This window comes from Gilvibacter sediminis, assembly GCF_028561565.1.
GTDB classification, from domain to species: Bacteria; Bacteroidota; Bacteroidia; order Flavobacteriales; family Flavobacteriaceae; genus Gilvibacter; species Gilvibacter sediminis.
The window spans coordinates 279,338-302,634 of sequence record NZ_JAQQTE010000004.1 but is presented as its reverse complement, the minus strand read 5'-3'; the positions used below and the strand labels follow the sequence as shown (position 1 = coordinate 302,634).

Below are 23,297 nucleotides of genomic sequence, written 5' to 3'. Positions count from 1 at the left end.
TGCGGTATAAATATACGGAATTTTTAATCGAATGGGCTATTTGGCTGCAGATGCTCTCGGAATTAACTCCGTCTGAACCACTAAGGTCTGATAGGCATCATCAGGATCGTCATTCTCAATTCTATTGATCAGTAATTGAGCGGCGCGTTTGCCCATCTCGTGCCCGTGCTGACTTACCGTTGCTAAAGGCGGTTGGGCATATTTAGAAAGAAGTCCATCCGTAAAACCAACGACCTTCACATCTTCTGGAACCTGCTTGCCGGATTGCTTGACTGCATTCATTGCCGCAATGGCAAAGATCTCATTGACCGCGAAAATCGCGTCCAGATCTGAATTGTCCTCTAAATAGTTACTAATTGCGGCCCCCAAGTCTTCACTGCGGGACACGGAATCCATATCGTCATCGAGTTTGAGAATAAGCTTTGGATCCTCAGTGAATTGAGCATCATTCAAGGCCTTTTGATATCCCATATAGCGCAGCTTGCCTACGTTCACGTGATCATTGGTTGTAATGATTCCGATACGCTTACAACCTTGGTCAACCAAGTAGCTCACAGCTGTTCGCGCACCACGCACATCGTCTACGACAACTTTATCGGTATCAATATCAGGAAGGTCCCGATCAAAGATGACAATGGGCATTCCTTGATTCATGGTTTCTCTTAGGTGGTGGTAATCTTTCTTGAGCAAGGTTTCTTTAGCCACAGAGATGATAAAACCGTCAATACTGCCGTTGGCCAGGGTGTCCATATTGTGAACCTCTTTGGCAAAGGATTCATCAGAAAGACCAATTACTACGTTGTAACCGCGAGCATTGGCCTCCTGCTCTACGCCTTGAATGACCGTAGTGAAAAAGTGATGTACAATTTCTGGAATGATGATCCCTATAGTATGGGCGCGTTGATTCTTTAGACTTAAAGCGATGTTATTGGGCTTATAGTTGTACAAGGCCGCAAATGCTTGGATCTTTTTACGCGTCTCTTCACCAATTTCATGGCTGTCTTTTAAAGCTTTGGAAACAGTAGAAATAGATACCTCCAATTCTGAGGCTATCTTTTTAAGGGTCATTTTTGGCATAGGCTATACGCTTGGATTCTAAAATGCGCTAAACAATTGATAATCACAGGCCGAAATATCTTGAATATGGCAGTGTTTACCGCGATATATTTCGAAAGTGTTAAAATACGTAAACTTATCAACACGCAAACGTTTTCGTAGGTCTTTATCCTCATGGCGGACTTTGCAGACTCAATATTTAGGCTACTTTTACTTTCAAGGAAGTAATAATAGCATCTATTAGTGAATTTTAACCCTTCAGTGGGTCGCTATTATAGTTGATATTAAAAGGAAGGCGCTCGGTGAGCGCCTTTTTTGTTATTGGAAATACACGTAAGTACTGACCACAATGATCACAACGATCGCTCCTGCAAGCTTTACATGCTTCCAAGGCTCAATCTCTACTTGCTCGGTGTATTCTTGTACATAAGGTGTCTCTCTTGGTTTAATTGACCCAATGAACAACATGATTATTATATTGGCACCAAACAAGATAGCCATAATGTGCAAGAAGTGTGGATAGGCTCCCGCCTCTATCACGGCAAGCTGTGCTGCATCAGTGATCCCTCTTGCTGCTGCATCCTCCATAGCCTTCTCAACAAAATAGGGTTGCATAATGAATTGACTCAGGATATAGAGTAAAGAACCAGACAGCAATCCGATCTTAGCCGCAATAGCCGGAACTCGCTTGGTCAAATAACCAACCACAATAATGGTTAGAATTGGAATAGAGTAAATTCCATTTACCTCTTGTAAGTAATCAAATAAAGATCCCGCATTGGCCAACTGAGGCGCAATGAACATAGAAGCTAGTGCTAGAATGACTCCGAAGGTCTTACCGTTCTTTACCACAGTCTTCTCATCAGCATCCTTGTTGATGTGTTGTTTGTAGATGTCGATTCCGTATAGGGTGACCGAACTATTCAAAACCGAGTTGAACGAACTCAAGATCGCTCCAAATAGAACGGCAGCAAAGAACCCAAGCCAAGCGGATGGCAAAACTGCATTTACCAATCGTGGGTAAGCTGCATCTGCTTGGTCCAAACCACCTTGAAAATAGTGGAAGGCAATGATCCCAGGCAATACTACGATCACGGGACCTAATATTTTTATGAAGGAAGCGAGGATCAAGCCCTTCTGCCCTTCTTTTAAGTTTTTAGCGGCTAATGCACGCTGAATGATCTGTTGGTTGGTTCCCCAGTAGAAAAGCTGAACCAGCATCATTCCTGTAAATATCGTAGAGAATGGAATAGCACTAGTATTGCTTCCCATGGCGTTAAATTTCTCCGGATTGGCTTCTGTAAGGGTTGCCCATCCGTCCATAACACTTCCATCACCGATGGCCATAAGACCAAAGATCGGGATGAGTAAACCACCAATTAGAAGTCCAATTGCGTTTATAGTATCAGAAACTGCTACCGCTTTAAGACCACCAAATACGGCGTAAATGGAACCGATGATTCCGATTCCCCAAACACAGATCCAAAGCGCTGCTGTATCAGAAACACCAAGTAATTCTGGAATTCCGAACATATTGGAAATTGCAAGTGATCCAGAGTAAAGGATCACTGGAAGTAGTACCACTACGTAACCAGTCAAAAACAATCCAGAGGTCAAGGTCTTTGTGGTGACATCAAAACGACTGGCCAAGAAGGTCGGTACCGTAGTGAGTCCGCCTTTTAAATAGCGGGGTAATAAAAATAAGGCCGTAACTACGATCGCGATCGCAGCGAGCGTTTCCCAGGCCATTACCAAGATTCCTTGGTCATAAGCAGAACCGTTAAGTCCTACGATCTGCTCTGTAGAAAGGTTGGTCAACAACAGCGAACCCGCAATGACTCCAGCGGTAAGACTTCGTCCTCCAAGAAAATAACCATCACTGGTACTTTCATCGGTTTTTCGGGTTGCAAAATAGGAGATGACACCCACCATTAGGGTAAAGCCTACAAAGGATACAATTGCTAGCATAGTTGTTGAATGTTGGTTGATAAAAACTTGCCCAAACGGACTGGTCTGGGCAAGTTAATAATAAAAATGAAGAACGTATTGTTCTTAGTTGTTGCCTCTATTAAAGACTATCGCTTAACGATTTTGATCTGCTGCTGTCCAGCGTCAGTAGTCACTGTAGCAAAGTAAACACCAGTCTTAAGACCAGCTACGTTGATAGCAGAGTTTGTACCACTTAGCTTCTGGCTCAACACTTGCTGTCCAAGTACGTTGAAGATAGCGATATCGTTTTGCTGAGTTTTGGTTTGTACGTTAAGCACATCGTTAGCAGGGTTTGGATATACAGAAAGTCCTACTAGTTCAGACTCGTCTACGTTAAGAGCAACAGCTCCTACTACTACGCTTCCAAGTGCTGCTTCGTCTGCTGGGTTAGCGTTAGGTCCAGATACTTCAAATCCGAACTGTACTTGCCCATCAGCTGCATCAGTTTCAGTCATCGTCATTGAGAATACTCCTGCCTCTGTAATTGGCAAAGTCTGCTCACGTAGTAAAGCAGAGAAATCTGCGTTGAATACACGGATAAAAGCTACTACGCTGTAGTCAGAACTCAAAGTATAGCTTTCAACTCCACCTGTGAAAGTTTGCTCTCCACCTAGTCCAGAGTTGTCTCCTACAATAGTGTTCGCTCTCATGAACTTAGCACCTTCTCCTGTAGTTTGGTCTACCCAAAACGGATCGTCTGGGTTGTCTGCATAAGTGTTGAAGTTTGGTTGAAGGGTAATACGCCCATTAGCACAATCTACAGTAGACTTAAGGTCTCCTACTCCCCATCCAGAGTTGAATACAAAAGTTGTTTCGTCCAATTCGAATACATTCATGAATCCGAACCAAGCGTCTCCGTCAGCTCCAGCACAAGGATCAACTTCAATCGTTGTTTGTGCATTACTTGTGAACATAGCAAACATAGCTGCTAATAGTAAGTAAGTTTTTCTCATCACATTTAAATTTAAATTAATAATCAAGTTTCAAGTTTAAAAATTGTACACCTTCACATAGTCCACGACAAAATCCTGAGGGAAGATGTTATCATCTACCTCAGGGCCGCCAAAGTGTCCTCCAATGGCCATATTCATGATCAAATAAAATGGCTTATCAAACGGCCAGGTCTTAGCGTTTTTCTCCTTGGGCTTAAAAGTGTATACTTCTTTGTTGTCTATATAAAAACTAATCTTTTCTGCGGTCCAGTCCGTGCGATACACATGGAAATCATTCTCGATTCCCGGAATATGGGTCTGTTTGGAATTAATGGTTGCACCAAAACTGTCTGGCGTATGTAGCGAGTTATAGATTACTCCGGGTTGCTTCCCGACGTATTCCATAATGTCGATCTCACCACATCCCGGCCAGGTGTTGGTATCAATGTCGTTACCCAACAACCAAATTGCTGGCCAAATACCTTGACCCTTCGGTAGTTTAGCTCGAACTTCAATACGCCCGTATTGGAATTCCATTTTACCTTTAGTTGTGATGCGCGCACTATTGTAGACGCCATTTTTTTTGGTAGCTGAGATGATCAAATGCCCATTGTCTACTACCGCATTGGCCTTGTTGTAGATCTGACGCTCATTATTACCCCAGCCGCAAAGGTTTGGACAGCCGTCACCCAGCTCGTAATTCCAATAGACTTCGTTGAGCGAGTTGCCGTCAAAGTTCTCTTCAAAGACAAGCTTATTGGACGTGTGTCCGCAGCCTGCTAGGAACAATAATGACGATATGATCAGACTAACTCTCAACATATATTATCTGGTGAATTCTGCACTGTATTCTGTAGCGGAACTCCCGCCAATGAAAACGCGATACAAACCGTCTTCTACGACAAACTCACCATCATTGTCGTAAAAGCCCAGTTCGGTATCGGTAAGTGTAAAACTAATCTCTTGTGAAGCACCAGGTGCTAATTCAACCATTTGGAAGCCTTTCAATTCACGCACGGGACGTGTAACTGAAGCCGCTACGTCTTGAATGTAAAGCTGAGCTACTTCTTTCCCTTTTATTGCTCCAGTATTGGTTAAAGTGAAGCTGACTTTAAAAGTACCATCTCCGTTAGCATTAACGGCAAGACCCTCATATTGGAAGGTGGTATAACTCAGTCCGTGACCGAAAGGATATAAAGGAGCGTTAGACTCATCCATATAATGCGACCAGAACACTAAGTTCGGTGCAGGAATTACTGGACGCCCAGTACTTTTGTGGTTGTAATAGATAGGAATTTGACCTTTATCTCTTGGCGTGGTCATTGGCATTTTACCGCTCGGGTTGTAATCGCCATAAAGCACTTGAGCAATAGCGTTTCCGCTTTGAGTTCCCAATTGCCAAGCCTCTACAATAGCTGGAATATTCTCATCAGCCCAAGGCAAAGCCAAAGGACGTCCGTTTTGCAAAACCAAAACAATGTTTGGATTCACTTCATAGACGGCTTCTAATAGTTCTTGTTGTACTCCAGGCAGGTCGATGTTCACTCGACTTCTGCCCTCTCCACTTTGCCATCCTACTTCTCCTAGATTCATGATCACTACATCGGCAGCACGAGCCACACGACGCGCCTCAGCGAATCCGCTTTTGTCATCTTCATTAATGGCAGCTTCCATAACAAAAGAGTTCTCTCCTACAGTGACTGCAGCACCTTCTGCATAAGTGATGGAGTTGTCTGGGTAGGCCGCTAAGCCTTCAAGCAGTGTTACTGCAGTGTTGTCATCAGCGGCAATTCTCCAACTACCCAGTGGGGAGTTTTTGTCATTGGCAAACTGACCTATTACGGCAATGCGTTGCCCCGACTTTTTCAAAGGGAGTAAATTGTTATCGTTCTTTAGCAGGACAATCGATTTTTTAGCCATATCCAATACAGCCTCTTGGTGTTCTGCTTTACCTATAGTTTCTTGCTCACGCGCTTCATCACAATAACGGTACGGGTCTTCAAAAAGTCCCAACTCATACTTTACCGTAAGAATTCTACGAGCAGCATCTGTGATATAGGTTTCATCAACGCGTCCGTTGCGTACCAGCTCAGCTAAATGCTCCACGTATAGGTAAGATTCCATGTCCATATCAGAACCTGCGTTCGCTGCAAGTTCTGCGGCATGTTTACCATCTTCTGCATAGCCGTGGGCGATCATCTCTCCAATAGAGCCCCAGTCCGATACCACAAATCCTTGGAAGTTCCATTTTCCTTTGAGGACCTCGCGCTGCAAGAATTGATCCCCCGTAGCTGGGATCCCGTTAAGCACATTAAAGCTGTTCATAAAGGTCTTTACATCGGCATCTACGGTAGCCTTGAATGGGGGTAGAACCATATTGTACAGCGTGCTGGTGCCAAAATCGGCAGTGTTGTAATCTTTTCCGCCTTCGGCAAAACCATATCCGGCAAAGTGCTTAGTACACGCTGCTATGGTAAAGGGATCTGAAAGGTCATCTCCTTGGAAGCCCTTAACGCGGGCAGCAGCTATCAAACTGCCCAAGTAAGGGTCTTCTCCTGCTCCCTCCATAACGCGTCCCCAACGAGGATCACGTCCGATATCTACCATGGGAGCAAATGTCCAGTTAATTCCAGATGCAGCAGATTCTGCTGCTGCAACCTTTGCGGAATTACTTATCGCCTCAAGGTCCCAACTTGCGGACTCCGCTAACGGGATCGGGCTTAAAGTTTTATATCCGTGGATAACATCAAAGCCTATGATGAGCGGAATCCCCAAACGGGACTCCTCAACAGCTATCTTTTGAACAGCTCTTACATTTTCCACTCCTCTCACATTGAGCATAGAACCTACCCAACCTTTTTTGAGGTGTTCGTATTTTTTATTTGCGGCTTCGTCACCTGCGGGCACAGGTCCGGTTACGTTCCAGAAACCGTTGTATTGATTCATTTGACCGATCTTTTCTTCCAAGGTCATAATGCTCAACAGAGAATCCACTTGAGCCGCGTAAGGACTGTCGCTATTGGAAGCTCCAGTCGCGGATCCAGATTCCGAATTACAGGCCGCAAAACATACGGCCAAAACTAATATCCCTAATAAAGCTGCTTTTTTCATTTTGGTATATTATTGATAAACGCGGATGTAATCGATTTCAAAAGTGGACTCCACAAAGGCTGGATCAATAGCGCCTCCAAAGGTTCCTCCCATGGCTACATTCACCAATAAGAAGAAATCTTTGCGGAATGGTACAGCATCCGAGTTCGGAAAGCTTAGCCCTACTACATCATTCACGTAGAAAATAATCTCGTCTTCTGTCCATTCAAGGGCGTAAATATTGAAGTCATCAGAGACCCCTGCTGTAGGCGTGCTCTCTGTAATTGCATCACCCCCTGAGTTCCCTGGGAAGTGCAAAGAGTTAAAGATCACGTCTTGGTTATTTCCAACGTGCTCCATAATGTCCATCTCTCCCGCTCCAGGCCAAGGATTGGTATCAATATCGGCTCCTAGCATCCAGAATGCAGGCCAGGTTCCACCGCCAGTAGGTAATTTGGCGCGCATTTCAACACGACCGTATTGGAACTCAAACTTATCTTTTGTGATCATACGTGCAGAAGTGAAACCAGAACCTTCAAAGGTCTCCGCTCTGGCAGTGATCTTAAGCATGCCGTCTTCTACAATTACGTTCTCTGGTCTGTCTGTGTAGTACTGCGCCTCACCGTTACCCCAGCCACAAAGCTCAGGACAACCATCTCCGATCTCAAAGGTCCAGTTACCATCACATGGAGCACCAGGTACGTCAAACTCCTCAGCCCAAACCAGGACATCGTTGTTTCCGCTACCAACATCTCCAGTGGCGCCACCAGCACAACTCGGAGCTCCTCCGCCGCCTTCTGGCACAAAGGTGTGGTACCAAGCCAATTGATTTCCTGGTGGATCAAACGGATCTTGAAGACCACGCACTACCAATTTATTCTCAGTAAGTTCAATGATCTCATATTCAGTAATTCCTGCGAAGTATGACAGCGTACTTCCGGGAACAGTCAATGTTGTAGTTCCATCTGCCTCAATTAAGGCAAAGTTTGTATTTAAAGCGATCTGATCAGAAATGTCTCGACATTCGTCAACGAATTCTCCTGGGCTCGCTTCTGGAAAGAAGCGCTTGATCTCTGTCCAGTTGATAAAGGTTGCATCGCCTGGATTCAAAGTGTAAAAGAATCCTCCTGAACCGTCAAAGCTGAAGGTCAAGGTATCGTCATAAAGACAAGGATCCAACTGATTTGGCGCTGCGCTAAAGAAGTTTGGAAAATCCACTGCAGGATCACCTACACCAAAGTGGCCGCCAGACCCAGAATCCCAAACCCAAGTTTTAGTACCGTCACCCGCTAAGGCAAATTGCACCTCAGGATCTAGAGTTAGAATTACATCCAGTTCTGCAGTAAGCTGCAATGAGCTGGAAGCCCCTCCTCTGCCGAAGGCCACTACAACGATCTCTCGTGTGTACTGGCCCACTTCGATATAGCGAAAAGTGGCCTCCTGTCCATTACTAACAACTACAGGGTCAGCATCAGGCTCGAAAAAGACATGAAAATTAATGGCATTATCTGCCGATGGTAAAACACTAACTATGCCTGATTGGTCGCTGGCTACCGATAGTTCAACTTGCAAATTAGTAGGTGCTGAGACGTCTCCGAAGGCAACATCGTCTTCTTGACATCCTTGAACACCCAGAATCACTGTGATGATGAAAATAAACTGATAAATACGTTTCATAGTAAGTTTTTAAAAAGCAAGTTGTATGTCGTCAAAATAATAAGTGGATCCATCTCCAGGTAGGTCTACGACAAACTCAAAGAAGATGATCACACGATCATAAGTTCCTGTTGGACTCAATGGAGCGAAGTCCCAAGTTAAGGTCTCCCAAGTGTCAATGACATTGGTATTTACGTCCAACTCAACGAATTCACCCGGGTCTGCAGAGTTTTCCAGTTTCAATCGAACCGGAATACCCGCTTTAGGCGAATAGGTATTGATGGAGATCATTTGGGTTGCTGAGAAATCTACTGGCGTATCAAGCTCTACAATGGTACCTGCAAAGAATTGCGCCCCTACTGTTTTTATAGTTCTCACTACAGTAGCGCTAGTATTGATACCTCCTGGCACTGCGTTGGCCTCTACGGCAGAATCAGCTCCTTCAAAACCAACTATGGTATACGTTAGATCTGGATCTTCAAAATCCACAGGCAATTCAACGCCTGGATCGCCACCGGCGAGATCCAACTCAATATCGTCAAAGTAATAGGTAGAACCGTCACCTGGTAGGTCCACGATGAATTCGTAGAAGATGATCACTCGATCATAGGTTCCAGTGGCTCCGGTAAAGTTCCAAACCAAAGTCTCCCAAGTATCAATAACTGTAGTGTTTACATCGAGTTCAACAAATTCACTAGTATCAGCGGAATTCTCCAGCTTCATACGCACTGGAATTCCCGCCTTAGGCGAATAACTCTTCATGCGGATGCTAGTAGTCTCGCTAAAATCGATTGGGGCTCCCAGTTGAACAATGGTACCCGCAAAGAACTGCGCTCCTACGGTTTTGGTAGTGCGAACCACATTGGCACTGGTATTGATTCCACCCGGTACAGGGTTGGCCTCTCGGGCAGACTCCGCACCTTCAAATCCAACGATTCCGTAATCTAAAGAATCGTCTTCAAAATCAACCGGAAGGGTAACTACTGCTCCAGTAGTTACGTTGGCTTGTTCAATATTATCGTAGTAAAAGATGTCTCCAGCTCCAGTGTTTCCAAAGTCAAAGAATACGATCACTTTAGAATATTCTTGAGTAAGATCAGCTTCTGAGAAATCAAAACCAAGTTGCTCCCACTCGTTGGTCGTAGTGGTCACGGCATCGATCTCTGTAGCAATTGCTGGATCATCCGCGTTCTCTAGTTTTAGTTTTACTGTGGAACCAGCCAAAGGCGACCAAACATCTATGGTAAAGCTTTGGAAGGTGCTGAAATCGATAGGATCTCCTAATTGCAAGATGGTTCCTGCAAAAATATCGGCTCCGTCTTCTTTAAGGAATTCAGCAACTTTAGCGCTGGTGTTGATTCCCGAAGGATCTGGATTGTCAATTACCTGACTCTGCGCTCCTGCAAAATCTGTAAAGTTGTAATCAATAGTTTCTGACTCAAAGTCGATAGGCAATACAATTGGATTGCTGATCTCAATGGTCACAGTCTCTTCTGCAGTAGCAGCACCACCACTTAAGGCTACAACGCGTACATCGTAGAATCCAACGTCAGCATACGTATAAGATGCTGACTCACCTATGCCAAATGGCGTAGGCTCTTCATCAGCCACTTCTCCAAAGAACACTTCAAAACTAGCTGCAAAGTCTGCAGTCGCGCTTACGTCAATAGTAAAGGCATCTCCAGTTCTAAGAACACTTACAGTTAGGTTTTCTGGTGCGCGGAAAGAAACGACCACCTCTACATCTAAAGTAGTGCTTTCACCCTCTAGATTAAACGCTGTTAAGGTCGCCGTATAGGTTCCTTCAGCGTAAACGTGTGTGTCTTGTTGTCCCGGTGTAAGCTCCTCACTAGTACCGCCGCCATCTCCATATTCAATAGTGAAAACAGAAGCTCCAATGGCTGTTGGAGTAAATGTCACAGTACCTGAATTGTCTTGAGCAAGAGATACGGACAAACGCAGATCTTGTGGCTCAGTGATTTGATCTAAAAAGTCTAGATCACGATCCTTATCACAAGCACTAAGTACCAGTAGGAAGAGCACAGTCAGCGCTCCAAGTGGCTTAAGGGTTTTCATCAAATGCTTCATATTAGTATCCAGGGTTTTGTTCCCAACGGTTACCTGCCAATTGAATCTCAATGGCTGGAATCGGGAATAATTCGTGTTTACCGGTTTGGAAACCGTCAATTTCTGTTGCAGCACGCCCGGTTCTTACCAGATCAAAGAAGTGGTGTCCTTCTCCAACCAGTTCTAAACGACGCTCCAAGTAAATAGCCTCTGTTAAGGCGCTTCCTGTAGCCGTTACCGGTCCTAGCCCTGCACGATCGCGTACTTCATTCAAATACATTTGTGCAGTCACATCAGAACCGCCTCCACGGTTGTGCGCTTCAGCAGCCATCAGCAATACATCGGCATAACGAATGGCTCTATAATTGTTTGGATTGGTCAAGTTTTGATCTCCAATGTTTGAATCTCCTTGACGTGCTATATATTTTCTGTTGTAGAAACCAGTGTGCTCAAATCCTTCTACCCAAGACACTCCTGCACCTCCGTTAAAGTCTGCATTCTCTTCTGCAAACAATTCGATATTCAAGATCCCCACATCACGGCGTAAATCACCGTCCTCGTAGGCATCATAAACTTCTTGAGTCGGTACGTTAAAACTGAATCCAGAGTCGTAAAGCGGTCCGCTAAAACTTCTGATACCGTTAAAACCTACAGCTACATTTCCTTCACTACACTGCAAGCAAACAAAGCTCGCACCTTCCACATCAGTATACTGGATCTCAAAAACAGACTCTGGTCCGTTCTCTCCTTCGTTCTCCCAGATCTCTGCAAAGTCATCAACTAAAGAGTAGGTTCCAGACGCAATCAGCTCATCCAAAACTTGACGGGCTTCGTCAAATTTGTTCTGATATAACAATACACGTCCAAGCAAGGCTTGTGCTGCGCCACGCGTTACACGACCCGGTACATCTTGCACTACAGGCAGATTGGCGATTGAAAATTCAAGATCGTCTTCCATCTGTGCGTAGATGGTTGCAACTGGAGTGCGCTCAATGGTAGCCTCATCTCCGAAGAGGATACGCTGATCTACCGCAAACGGCACGTCGCCAAAGAATTTTACCAATTCAAAATAATAATACGCTCTTAGGAATGTGGTTTGTCCAAGCACATTGTCTTTCCCAGAGAATTCTAGGTTGTCTTTAAACTCCATGATGAAGTTCGCACGATTGACACCGGCATACATCCAAGCCCAGATGTCTTGCAACTGTCTGTTGATTGGCGTATGACGCATATCGTCGATTTCCTGAATACCTGGAACATCAATAGCACTCTCACCACCTGCCAAGGTATTGTTGGACGCGATTTCCCCCAACATCACGTTGATGTAGGAGCTCTGAAGTAAATCATAGGCAGCGATCAAGGCTGCTTGATAATCTTCTTCTGAATTGAAGAAATTCTCTGAGTTCTGATCTTCTGAATCTACATTCACAAAATCATCACTACACGCTGCAAAGCAGAATACCACAATGCAAAACGCAAAAACTGATCTTAAAAATTGAGCTGTATTCATAATTTTAATATCTGATGTTTAGACCTACCAAAAACTGTTGTGCTGACGGATAGAAACCTTGATCTATCCCTGCAGTCAATCCATTGCCGTTAGAGGCTGTTGGGTCAAAACCTGAATATTCGGTAAGGGTAAATAAGTTTATCGCAGACGCATAAATGCGCAGTTGTTTTAGCTTGAGTTTCTCTAACCAAGAATCCTTAAGGGAATAACCTACTTGTAGGTTTTGCAATCTCAAGAAGGATCCGTCTTCCACGTAGAAGTCTGAGAATACCGTGTTTAGCGTAGCCGCATTGGTCACTCGTGGGAAACTGTTAGAGGTGTTTGGTCCTGTCCAACGCGATAGCGAAGTTACTTGACGGTTGGTCAACTGCTGATTACGCTCGTAATTGCGAACGATATCGTTTCCTAAGGTTCCAAAGGCGTAGGCGTTGAAATCCCAGTTCTTGTATTCAAAAGACAAATTCAATCCGAAGGAAAGATCCGGGAATGGATCTCCAATATTGGTGCGGTCCTCATCGTTGATGATTCCGTCACCGTTGGTATCTACAAAGCGAATATCTCCAGGCTGTGCCCCTTCTTGCAAAGCATGAGCATCAATCTCTCCTTGGTTTTGAAAGATACCATCGGTCTGTAATCCGAAGAAATATCCTAAAGGTTGTCCGGCTTCCATTCTAGAGATGAACTGATCCTGACCAACTCCAAAGGCAATCGGCCCTGGAATGAATCCGTTGTCACTCTGCACAAAAAGCACCTCATTTTTAATGTACGTTACGTTTCCGCTCACATTGTATTTGAAATCTTCATTGATCTCGTCTCTCCAACCCAATTGAAACTCTACCCCTTTGTTCTCTACAGAACCAGCATTGATCACCGGTGGAAGACCACCAGGACCGCTCGCTCCAAGTACACCGGAAACTGGCGCTACCACCAAAAGGTCGTTGGTGCGACGGTTAAAGTAATCTACAGTGAAGTTCATACGGCTGTTAAAGAAGCGCGAATCGATACCAATATTATAGGTCTCTTGCTCTTCCCACTGGATTTGTGGGTTTGGCAAACGTCCTTGGGCTCTACCAAAGGTGAGCTCTTCATTAAATACATATACTCCTTCTCCGTTCAACAAGGACACGAATCCGAAGTCTGCAATTCTATCATTACCGATGATCCCGTAAGAAGCACGTAGTTTCAAGAAATCCAACCAGTCGGTGTTTTCCATAAAGGCCTCGTCAGAGAGAACCCATCCTGCAGAGAAAGACGGGAAGTACCCAAACTTGTTTCTTGGACCAAACTTGGTTGAACCATCGCGTCTGATCACGGCAGAGAATAAATACTTTCCTTTATAATCGTATTGCGCACGTGCAAAATAAGACAGCAAACGCGCATCAAAGGTATTACCACCATTAGGGAAGTTGTCAATTACATCACTGGCTTGAGCAATGGATGCGTTAGCCACATCGTTGTCAATAATATCAAAACCGGTCTGCCCTGTGAATTCTCCAACAGTTTGGAACACAGAAGTACCGGCTGTTACTTTTACGTTATGCGTATCGTTGAAGCTTCTTTCATACTTTACAAAAGCATCAAACGTATAATCTTTAAAGGTGTTGAGAGATTCTCCCACAGCACTTCTTTCAATATTGAAAACCTTACCGGCTCCATAATCTACAATTGGAGAGAAGAACCAGCCTTCTACTTCTGAGTAGTTCCCTTGGAAGCGCGCTTCTGCAGAGAAAGCGTCTAAGAAATCGTAACGCAAACCTACGCTACCTCCGATTTTCCGAGTTCTACCGCGGTTGAATGTATTTTCTATCTGCGCAACAGGGTTGATCACCTCGTTTCCTAAACCTTCTGCTTTAGTGAATTCTCCATTAGAATCACGAACCGCAAAGGTCGGTGCATTGTTAATGGCGTTATAAAGGACAGATCCAATGGTGTTTTCTAGAATTCCTCGTCCTTCTACATCAGAATAGATGGCACTGGTAAATACATTGAAATTTTCTAAGAAGTCCAGGTTGTAATTCAAACGCGCTGTTTTACGTTCAAAGTTTGACTTTTCTCCACCGCCGACAATACCGTCTTGGGTCAAATAAGAAACACTGAAAGAATAGCGCGAGTTTTCTCCCCCTCCATCACCAGAGAGTTCAATACTTCCGATAGCAGCAGTTTTGAATACTTCATCCTGCCAATCTGTGCCTTGTCCAAAGCCTCCAACGTTTGTAAAAGGCGGTTGACTTCCACCATTGGCAAAGGACTCATTAACCAATAGTCCGTATTCCGTGGCATTGAGCACGGGCAGCTTTCGCGTAGTATTTTGGAATCCTGTATACGTATTTAACGCTAACGAGAGCGGTTGGTTCTTACGTCCAGATTTAGTGGTAATGAGGATTACACCGTTTGCCGCACGTACACCATAAATACCTGCAGTAGCATCCTTCAATACATTAATAGATTCAATATCTGTTGGATTCAGCACACTCAGATCCTCAATCACGTTTCCGTCTACTAAGATCAAAGGTCTGGAATCTCCGTTAGTACCAATACCACGAATTCTAATATTTAGAGCACTGCCCGGAGCACCTGAACCTGCAGTAACTTGTACTCCCGCTACCTGTCCTTGAAGGGCCTGCTCTACACGTTGTGGCTTCAACTCCTCAATAGTTTCTGAAGACAGCACTGCCACTGCACCCGTGATCTCTTTTCGTTTTTGTGTTCCATAACCTACTACGACCACTTGATCTAGTGCCTGCGCATCCTCTTCCATGGTCACATTCAAAGTGCCAGCACTACTTACAGTACGTGTTACCGTCTTAAAACCTAAATACGTAAATTCTACAATAGATCCCGTTGGAACATTTTGAATCTCATAATTACCATCAAAATCCGTAATGGCTCCGAGGTTTGTATTTTGAACTACAACATTAACACCTCCAAGAGGGATGTTCTGATTGTCGTTAACTGTTCCGTTGATGTTGAGTTGCTGACCGGCTGCGGTCAGGATAAAAAAGCCGAAAATTGCGGTAAAGAGCAGTTTCATAAATGTACTTTAATATTACATCTACTAAATTACACCACTACAATAGCGATTTCTCATTTTGCACCCCTACAAAATATATACATGCTAAAATTTTAACATTTAAATTATCAAATCTGTAATTTGTAAAATTTAAAGCACTGATTTAGTGCACTTTAATTACCCACCTGTAGAGGCAATTAAATCAAGATAGCACAGGTTTTGGTTAATATTGTATAGGTAATGTTGAGGGTATTTTAACAAATAAGTACCTCAACATCATATGGAAAGTATGTGATCTACAAGATTAATGCCAGATGGGAGTTCCATTTTTTTGCGAAGTCTATATCGGCTGATCTCTACAGACCGAACAGAGATGTTCAGTAGCGGCGCTATCTCCTTAGAACTCAAATTCAGCCTCAAATAGGTACATAATTTTAGGTCATTAGGAGTCAACTTGGGATACTTATTCTTTAAGGTCTTTATGAAATCCTTGTCCACGTTGTTAAAGGCCTTTTGAAACAATTCCCAATCACTGGAATCATTCAGATTCTCTTCAATTATAGATTTTACACGTTTTAAAAGCGCTCTTGCATCCTGTTCATCAATTTTATCCAAGTCTTTCTTAATGCCTTGCAAGGCCTCGTTCTTACGTGCCATTCCCATCGTCGCTGTGGCCAATTCCTGGTTCTTGCTGGCCATATCGCGTTCTAGCGTAGCATTTTTCAAGGCAATGCTTTGCTTTTCATTTTTTAAGCGCTCCAGTTCTAATTGCTGATTGTTCTCGTGCTCAATCTTCTGTTTTTGCTTTTTATAACGCCTGCGATAGACCTCGTTGACCACAAGCATACTGATCAATCCTAAAACCACATAGCAGCCCACTGCCCAATTAGATGCATACCAAGGCTTAGCAATGGTAAAACTCATTGTGGCTGTATTTGAGGACGGGTTCAGACCGACTCGTGATTGCGCCTCCAAGGTGTAGTCTCCTGGAGGTAAGTTTTCAAAAACTACGGTATTGTCTGGACTCCAAGAACTCCATTGCTCTCTAAAATCCATTAAACGGTATCTAAACTCTTTACTGAGATAGGTGTCGTAATTGGGCGTATGGAGTTCTATATGCAAACTGTTGAAACTCGATTCAAACTCAGCATCTGTTAAAGTGAGGTCACGCCGCTCCCCTTTTTCACTCATCATATAGCCATTGCCAATATAAACGGTGTTGAGCCTCGGTACAAACCCAGAGATATCTAAAGTGAGGTATCCGCTGGTAGTTCCTAGTATGTGGTTGCCGTCATTGGTGTTGCCCACTTCTTCAAAACCGATGACCTGATTGCGAATGTCCTCAGAAAGGGCAATGTTCTTCATCACTATGGAACGTCCAAAAGAACTCGGGCCATAGATCTTGATCTGGTTGGCTCCGAACAACCAAAGGTTGTCCTGTTGATCCACATCTAATTGTCCGGTAACGTATTGATTGTTCATTAAGTAAGCTGCAGATAACAAACTGTCTCGTTCAAAACCAGATCCAGAATCCTTGACATAGACACCAGATTCCGTTCCATATACCAGACGATCCTTATAACGTACCATCCCAGAGTTCTTTCCCAGAGGCAGGGTCGTATCTCTAGTGATTTGTGTGATCTCACGCTTGTCGAGGTCCAACTTCAATTTGTACACTCCTTTGTACTCGTGATTCACCCACAGATCTCCATCAGCATCATAAAAAAGAAAGCGTGCAGAATAGGCAAAATTGTCCAAGACCCCATCAAACTGCCAAGTGTTGTTTTCACGAGAAAGCACGCTGATGCCTTGATAATTCCCGACCAATATCTTGTTAGGATCCTCTTTGGCCTTTAAAAAGGTCCAGCTCCCAGAATGATCGGAAAGCATAGTAGCGGTTGTTTCCGTGACAAGCAGCGTTCCATCATTATGAGCACAAAATAGTTCGCCATCTATTTGCCGAAGCTCCCAAACCTGCCCATTGGTTCCGTCTATACGTTTGAAATCTTCGGTACTGTTAGCGGCTCTGTAAAACAAGCCTTGATTGGTGCCGAGATACAAACGTCCCTCATGCTCTAACGCACTGTACACGCTACCTATGGTTCCATTGATATCGGTGTATATTTTAAGCGGCGCATTGATATTTAGCACATCAATACCATTGTCCAAACCAGCCCAAAGGTTGTTGTCTGCATCTTCATAAAGGGCAAGAACGGTATTGTTTGACAAGCCATTCCTTTGAGTGAATTGGGTGAGTAAATTTCCTTCACTGTCAAGGATCAAAAGACCGTAAGCGACAGTCCCAACAGCAAAATTACCGTTCGCCAATTGAATGGCATCATAAACCCTCAAGTCATTGGCCATAGTGTCTAATGCAGTTGCCCAAGGCGTGTAGCCGTCTGGCGTCAACCGATAAAAGCCAGAGGTCTGACTCAACATTAAAGTACCCGTGCTTGTAGGGAAAAGCGCCACTACACGGTCCTTGTTGAAGTCTGAGAGATCTTCTGTAGGTTGCGCTAATTGTTGATCGATTCGATAAAAATCCAAGTCATTGTCTTGGAAGTAAAAAGTATTGCCCTGTCGATACATTTTAAAGATCCCGGGAGTTGGGACAGTCTCGATGGTGGCTGTGCGTGTGTTGTATATGTAAATTCTGTCCAGCGATTGAAATAATACTAGATCATCAACCTCTTGAATACTCCAAAACTGTTCGTCTTCTACCAGTCTACCTGCAATGTCCTTACTTATGGACGTATAGTTATAACGTCCGGCATTGTCCTGCTCCCAATAACCGAACTCCATATAACAGCCCGTATAGATACGATTACCAATTGCCCGAACCGAGCGCATTATGGTTTTATTTGGAGAGTTGTAGAGGGTCCAATTGTTCCCGTCGAAATGAAGCAGGCCTTCATTGTTAGCAAAGAACATATTGTTCTGCGCATCCTGAGTAATACCCCAGTTCTGATTTCCCGCCTGATAGTTCTTCGAGGTAAAGGCTTTGATCGGCGGAATCTCCTGACCTGAGCTCTTCCCGATCAGCAGTAAGAAAAATAATACGCAAAACCCTATCAATCTCATAAGTTGTGAAGTTACCAAAAATGGAGGACTTTCACCTTTTTCAGGCCTCGAAAAATACGTGGAAATACGTATAGGATTTACGTCTAACCCACAGTAATTTAGACCAACTAAGAAAGCGTGCTTTCGTCGTTACAATTAATAATTTTTTGTGGGGATGAATTTTTATTAATAGGCAAAGCACGTACCTGAAGCTTTGAGCTTCAGTCTTTGCTAAGTTAGGTTTGTCTAAGCACTCTCGTACCTTGCGTTCAGAGTGCTTTTTTTATTAATTGAAATTAAACTTCAGGGAAGGTTTTTCTTTGAACTTTTCCAAGCCTTGCTTTAACCAGGCTGCGTACTCAGTTGCATCTGGAGTGTATCCGATCGGAGTGTTAAGCAAATTGAGATCTGCATCCATGAGCACATAATACGGCTGAGAATTGTTCTTAAAATTGACCGTTTGAAAGGTCGCCCACTTGTTTCCAATATTGCGAATGGATTTGAGCGAACCGTCTTGACGCACAAAATTAAACTGCTCCCCTTCTGGCAAGGCTTCACGGTCATCCACATACAAGGAGATCAACACATACTCATCATGCAGTAGCGATTTCACCTCCGGCTCTACCCACACCTGCTCTTCCATTTTCCTGCAATTCACACAAGCCCAACCCGTAAAATCTATGATGATTGGCTTGTTAAGGCGCTTAGCTGCGGCTATTCCGTCGTCAAAGGTGGTATAGGTGTGCTCTCCGTGGATGTCGGAGATCTCTTTGTCATAAACGCTGTAAAACATGGGCGGAGCAAAACCGCTCAATACCGGTAAATTGGATTTAGGCGGATTGGGTATACCCAAACTCATATATCCTGCAAAAGCCACAAACAGCACTCCTAAGATCACTGGAACAGCTTTGCGTTTTCTAGGTCCGTCATGCGGGAATTTTATAAATCCGAACAGATAGGCCGCTAAGGCGAGGCTCAACAAGATCCAAATTCCGAGGAATACTTCACGCTTGAGCAATCCCCAGTGAGAAACTAGATCGGCATTGCTCAAAAATTTAAAAGCAAAGCCGAGTTCTAAAAAGCCTAAAACTACTTTGACGGTGGTCATCCAACCTCCGCTTTTGGGCAGTGAGTTCAACCAATTCGGGAACATGGCGAATAAGGCAAAAGGCAGCGCAAGGGCTAGACCAAAACCAGCAATTCCATAAGTTAACTGCCAAGCACCTCCATCTGAAGACAGTGAATTACCCAAAAGCGTACCTAGGATAGGTCCTGTACAGCTAAATGATACTATAGCCAGCGTAATGGCCATAAAGAAGATTCCCAGCACACCTCCTAAGGAAGTTGCTTTTTGATCCATTTTAGTTCCCCAAGAACTTGGAAGGGTCAATTCGAAATAACCAAAAAGGGAAAAAGCAAAGACCAAGAAGATCACAAAGAACACCACATTGAGCGTCACATTGGTTGAAATGGTATTTAGAATTTCCTCATTGATGGAATCCAAGACGTGAAAAGGAACGCTTAAAAGCACGTAGATCAAGGCAATAAACAGTCCGTAAAGCAAGGCATTGAAAATTCCACGCTTTTTATTTTCTGATCCTTTGGTGAAAAAAGAAACCGTTAAAGGGATCATTGGAAACACACAAGGCGTTAACAAGGCAATCAAACCACCGAGGAATCCCAGTAGAAAGTTCTTCCAACCGGAGTTCTGCTGCTCGTTAGACTCCAAAAACTCGGTATTTTTCATGTCCAATACCAGCGCATCGGTAAGCGCTTTGTCCTTTTCTGTAGCCTCAGGATTATCTGCGATCTTAGCTCCTCCCGGAACCTCCAAAGGGATAATGGCATTCTCAAAGATGCAGCGCTCTGCATTACAGGATTGATAGTCTACCACAATACTCAAAGGCGCGCCTTTTTTGTTCTGTACCAGGCTTTGTGTAAAACGTGCGCTTTGCTCATGAATCCCGATCTCCATCTCAAAGGTCTCGTCATACTTGCGTTTTACATCGCTTTCTACTACGTTGTCCACAACGGTATAATCACCTTCAGCAAATTCATAAGAAAGTTCCGTAGGTATAGGTCCACCCTCATCCATATAGTAGGCATAGGTATACCATTCTGGGATGATCGTGGCATCCAGGGTCACCTTAAGGGTATCACCATTTTGCTCAGTAACCGCTGCGGTCCATTTAATTGGGTCAATTACTTGGCTTTGAGCAGCAAAGGCTACAAAAACTAAGAATACACTGTAAAAATATTTTAATCGCGCCATTTAATCTGAAGCAGGTTTTTGGTGTTGTTGCTGACTTTAAAGCGATCATCTGCCCGATGACCAATGACCCAAACAATTTTTGAGTCGCTGCAAAGTAGCCATATTTTTTCTTTTTCCAGTCGTGATATTTTCTGGTTGATGAAGTAGTCACTCAGTTTCTGAGAACCTTGCATTCCAAAGGGAATAAATCGGTCTGCAGCCTGCCATCTACGCAAGCTAAGTGGCCATTCCAAGAGGTCTGCATCAACAACAATCGTATCCTTCTCACAACTGCTCAAGCGATGTATCTTTTTGAATTCTAGCTTGATGGGCAAATGATCGTTTTGCTCAGCAGACTCTAGGATAAAACTCTGTGAAGAGCGCTCGCTGCGGAAATCGAGAATTAAAAGATCTCGATCTTTGAGCAACTGATGCTCTTCGGCGTAGACTATTGCTCCAGATTGCGCGTTTGGCAAACTATAGACCGCATTCCAATCTGTAAAGCCATAAGGACTCAGCAGATGGTACAAGACCGCCTCTTGAGTCTCCAATTTCATCAATTCGAGTAAATAAATCTCAATGCCACTAGCCGTGGCGGCCCACACACTTCCTTCTAATTGCTGCAGATAAGCCATTGCCAAACGGTCCGTTTGATTCAAATGCCGCTGCGCCTGCCTGGTTTTCTGTGTGATCTGAGGAAATACATCCTTTAAAACGGGAACGACCTTTAAACGCACTTCATTGCGTAAATAAGCTTCTGAGGCATTGGAGCGGTCTTCCCGCCACTGTAAATTATGGTCATTGGCATAAGCCAATAAAGTCTTCCGATCAAAATCCAATAAGGGTCTTAGAATATTACCGTTGATCCTTGGAATGCCTTGCAAACCCTTAACCCCACTGCCTCTATTCCAATTGATGATGAAGGTCTCTAAGGAATCGTCCGCGTGATGGGCAGTCAGCAGATAATCATAGTTATGCTCGGTGATCAAAGTCTCAAAAAAGTCGTAGCGCAAACGTCTGGCTAGCATCTGCAGAGATTCTTTACTGTCTGCCAATGCAGCTTGGGTATCAAAAATAGCTTCGTGAAATTCAAGCTCGTATTGGAGCGCTAGTTCCTTGACCAGCTGATGATCGGCATCACTATCTGCACCCCGCAACTGATAATTGCAATGTGCCACAGCAATTTCACACGGCTGTCTGCGCATCAGGTCCAAAAGCACACAACTGTCCATTCCCCCGCTAACGGCAAGCAAGAGACGCTTGCCCTTTAAATTGGGTAATACCGTACCAAATTGTGCTGAAAAGGAATCGAGCATGCGCAAAGATAGGATAAGCCTGCGAATGGTTTTGTTAAGGCTTGTCTAAGAATTGTTCTCCAATACCTGTCGCATGGCCTTGGCCTTTAAAAGGCATTCTTCATATTCATCCTTGGCATTGGCAGCTGCAGTAATTGCGCCACCTACTGGAAAGCTCAAATACCCCTTTTGAGCATTGTACAAAATGCTTCTGATGACCACATTGAAATCAAAATCGCCTTTAGGATCAAAATAACCAATTGCTCCACTGTAAACCCCGCGTTTAAAGTCCTCTTGAGCTTCGGCGATCTGCATGGCTGCCACTTTAGGCGCTCCAGTCATGCTCCCCATGGGAAAGGTCGCTTCAATGAGCGCCACACTGTCCGTGTTTTCAGGAACCTCTGCAGCTACTGTACTTATGAGTTGATGTACCTGTTTAAAGCTGTGTAATTCACATAGCGCTTCTACCGCGACAGTTCCTGGGACTGCTAGCTGAGAAAGGTCATTGCGAACCAGATCTGTGATCATGATGTTCTCGCTGCGCTCCTTAGGATTTTGCTGTAAAGCTGTTTTAAGCCGATGATCTTCCTCTGGAGTGGCTCCGCGTTTGGCAGTTCCTTTGATAGGCTGAGAGATTACTCGGTTACCTCTGCGTTGCAAATACCGTTCTGGTGAAGAAGACAGTATGTAATGCTCTCCAAAGCGCACAAAGGTGCTAAAGGGCGCCTCTGCAATTGCATTGAGGTGATTGTAGATGCCCCAAGGGTCTATTTCTGCTTCATCTGCATAAAACTCTTGACAGAAGTTGGTTTCATAAATATCACCGCGATGTAAATGGTATTGGATGTTCTCAAAGCGCTCAAAATACGTGTCCTTGGTAGTGCGCAAGCGCACACGGATCGGTTTTGAATCCACGGCTTCTTCTGAGCCTTGTTCAACAGGTGTGGCGCGTATGGCTTTTAGATCGGTAACGATAGAATCCACAAGGTTTTCTGGATAACTAAAGCTACAGATTTCTCCTTTTAAGATGATCAAACGCTCCGGAACCACAAAGTGCATATCGGCAAAACCCAAAACATCAGTGTTGTCAGAGTTTAGCGCTTCCAATTCATTCTTGAGGTCATAACCCAAGTATCCAAACATCCAATCGGGATGTACCTTGCGAAAATTCCTTAAAGCCTTAAAAGCCGATCCCGACTGAACTTCTAACTGCGCCAATGACCCCAGTGCAAAGGCACAATCAAAAGCAGAATCTGTGGCGGCATGGGCGTTAGAATCCAAGCAAACCACTTGATCAAATTGCCGGCTCCATTGAAACAATTGCGCTTTGAAGTGTGCTGCTGATTCTAGTTTAAATCGGTAAGTTTTCCTCAAGAAATAG

At 44.1% G+C, this 23,297-nt stretch carries 13 protein-coding genes; all 13 read right to left on the bottom strand.

Annotated elements, in window-relative coordinates:
• Window positions 1-36: 36 nt before the first annotated feature.
• The 13 genes from POW22_RS08660 to POW22_RS08600 all read right to left on the bottom strand — a co-directional run bounded on the left by POW22_RS08660 (window position 37) and on the right by POW22_RS08600 (window position 23,290).
• Complete coding sequence (locus POW22_RS08660) at window positions 37-1,077, bottom strand: LacI family DNA-binding transcriptional regulator (RefSeq protein ID WP_419180996.1); 1,041 nt, start codon at window positions 1,075-1,077, stop codon at window positions 37-39.
• 297 nt (window positions 1,078-1,374) lie between these two features.
• Window positions 1,375-3,024: a solute:sodium symporter family transporter gene (locus tag POW22_RS08655; protein ID WP_272832252.1), complete on the bottom strand. Its 1,650-nt coding sequence runs from the start codon at window positions 3,022-3,024 to the stop codon at window positions 1,375-1,377.
• A 107-nt stretch (window positions 3,025-3,131) separates the two neighbouring features.
• Window positions 3,132-3,998 (bottom strand): T9SS type A sorting domain-containing protein, encoded by an 867-nt coding sequence (locus tag POW22_RS08650; RefSeq protein WP_272832251.1) that lies wholly within the window; start codon window positions 3,996-3,998, stop codon window positions 3,132-3,134.
• Window positions 3,999-4,034: 36 nt separating this feature from the next.
• On the bottom strand, window positions 4,035-4,799 hold the full coding sequence (locus POW22_RS08645; RefSeq protein ID WP_272832250.1) for a glycoside hydrolase family 16 protein: 765 nt from the start codon (window positions 4,797-4,799) through the stop codon (window positions 4,035-4,037).
• A gap of 3 nt (window positions 4,800-4,802) precedes the next feature.
• Entirely contained in the window at window positions 4,803-7,088 is a 2,286-nt protein-coding gene (gene bglX / locus POW22_RS08640; protein ID WP_272832249.1) for a beta-glucosidase BglX, read from the bottom strand.
• 9 nt (window positions 7,089-7,097) lie between these two features.
• Window positions 7,098-8,744, bottom strand: coding sequence for a glycoside hydrolase family 16 protein (locus POW22_RS08635; protein ID WP_272832248.1), 1,647 nt, complete (start codon window positions 8,742-8,744; stop codon window positions 7,098-7,100).
• A gap of 9 nt (window positions 8,745-8,753) precedes the next feature.
• Entirely contained in the window at window positions 8,754-10,799 is a 2,046-nt protein-coding gene (locus POW22_RS08630) for a hypothetical protein (protein WP_272832247.1), read from the bottom strand.
• A gap of 13 nt (window positions 10,800-10,812) precedes the next feature.
• Complete coding sequence (locus POW22_RS08625; RefSeq protein WP_272832246.1) at window positions 10,813-12,300, bottom strand: RagB/SusD family nutrient uptake outer membrane protein; 1,488 nt, start codon at window positions 12,298-12,300, stop codon at window positions 10,813-10,815.
• A gap of 4 nt (window positions 12,301-12,304) precedes the next feature.
• Window positions 12,305-15,331, bottom strand: a complete 3,027-nt coding sequence (locus POW22_RS08620) for a SusC/RagA family TonB-linked outer membrane protein (protein ID WP_272832245.1) — start codon at window positions 15,329-15,331, stop codon at window positions 12,305-12,307.
• 255 nt (window positions 15,332-15,586) lie between these two features.
• Window positions 15,587-18,391, bottom strand: coding sequence for a two-component regulator propeller domain-containing protein (locus tag POW22_RS08615; RefSeq protein WP_272832244.1), 2,805 nt, complete (start codon window positions 18,389-18,391; stop codon window positions 15,587-15,589).
• A gap of 265 nt (window positions 18,392-18,656) precedes the next feature.
• Window positions 18,657-20,642 carry a protein-disulfide reductase DsbD family protein gene (locus POW22_RS08610; protein WP_272832243.1) on the bottom strand — a complete coding sequence of 662 codons (1,986 nt, stop codon included), beginning with the start codon at window positions 20,640-20,642 and terminating at the stop codon, window positions 18,657-18,659.
• Complete coding sequence (gene tilS / locus POW22_RS08605) at window positions 20,630-21,937, bottom strand: tRNA lysidine(34) synthetase TilS (protein ID WP_272832242.1); 1,308 nt, start codon at window positions 21,935-21,937, stop codon at window positions 20,630-20,632. The genes POW22_RS08610 and tilS overlap by 13 nt, the downstream gene beginning before the upstream one ends.
• Before the next feature lie 45 nt (window positions 21,938-21,982).
• Complete coding sequence (locus POW22_RS08600; RefSeq protein WP_272832240.1) at window positions 21,983-23,290, bottom strand: anthranilate synthase component I family protein; 1,308 nt, start codon at window positions 23,288-23,290, stop codon at window positions 21,983-21,985.
• Between the last annotated feature and the right edge of the window lie 7 nt (window positions 23,291-23,297).

Bases quoted from the DNA above. Each gene is read 5' to 3' on its own strand.
- POW22_RS08645 (WP_272832250.1), bottom strand. From the start codon at position 4,799: ATGTTGAGAGTTAGTCTGATCATATCGTCATTATTGTTCCTAGCAGGC.
- POW22_RS08630 (WP_272832247.1), bottom strand. From the start codon at position 10,799: ATGAAAACCCTTAAGCCACTTGGAGCGCTGACTGTGCTCTTCCTACTG.
- POW22_RS08625 (WP_272832246.1), bottom strand. From the start codon at position 12,300: ATGAATACAGCTCAATTTTTAAGATCAGTTTTTGCGTTTTGCATTGTG.
- POW22_RS08615 (WP_272832244.1), bottom strand. From the start codon at position 18,391: ATGAGATTGATAGGGTTTTGCGTATTATTTTTCTTACTGCTGATCGGG.
- tilS (WP_272832242.1), bottom strand. From the start codon at position 21,937: ATGCTCGATTCCTTTTCAGCACAATTTGGTACGGTATTACCCAATTTA.
- POW22_RS08660 (WP_419180996.1), bottom strand. From the start codon at position 1,077: ATGCCAAAAATGACCCTTAAAAAGATAGCCTCAGAATTGGAGGTATCT.
- POW22_RS08620 (WP_272832245.1), bottom strand. From the start codon at position 15,331: ATGAAACTGCTCTTTACCGCAATTTTCGGCTTTTTTATCCTGACCGCA.
- POW22_RS08655 (WP_272832252.1), bottom strand. From the start codon at position 3,024: ATGCTAGCAATTGTATCCTTTGTAGGCTTTACCCTAATGGTGGGTGTC.
- bglX (WP_272832249.1), bottom strand. From the start codon at position 7,088: ATGAAAAAAGCAGCTTTATTAGGGATATTAGTTTTGGCCGTATGTTTT.
- POW22_RS08650 (WP_272832251.1), bottom strand. From the start codon at position 3,998: ATGAGAAAAACTTACTTACTATTAGCAGCTATGTTTGCTATGTTCACA.
- POW22_RS08610 (WP_272832243.1), bottom strand. From the start codon at position 20,642: ATGGCGCGATTAAAATATTTTTACAGTGTATTCTTAGTTTTTGTAGCC.
- POW22_RS08635 (WP_272832248.1), bottom strand. From the start codon at position 8,744: ATGAAACGTATTTATCAGTTTATTTTCATCATCACAGTGATTCTGGGT.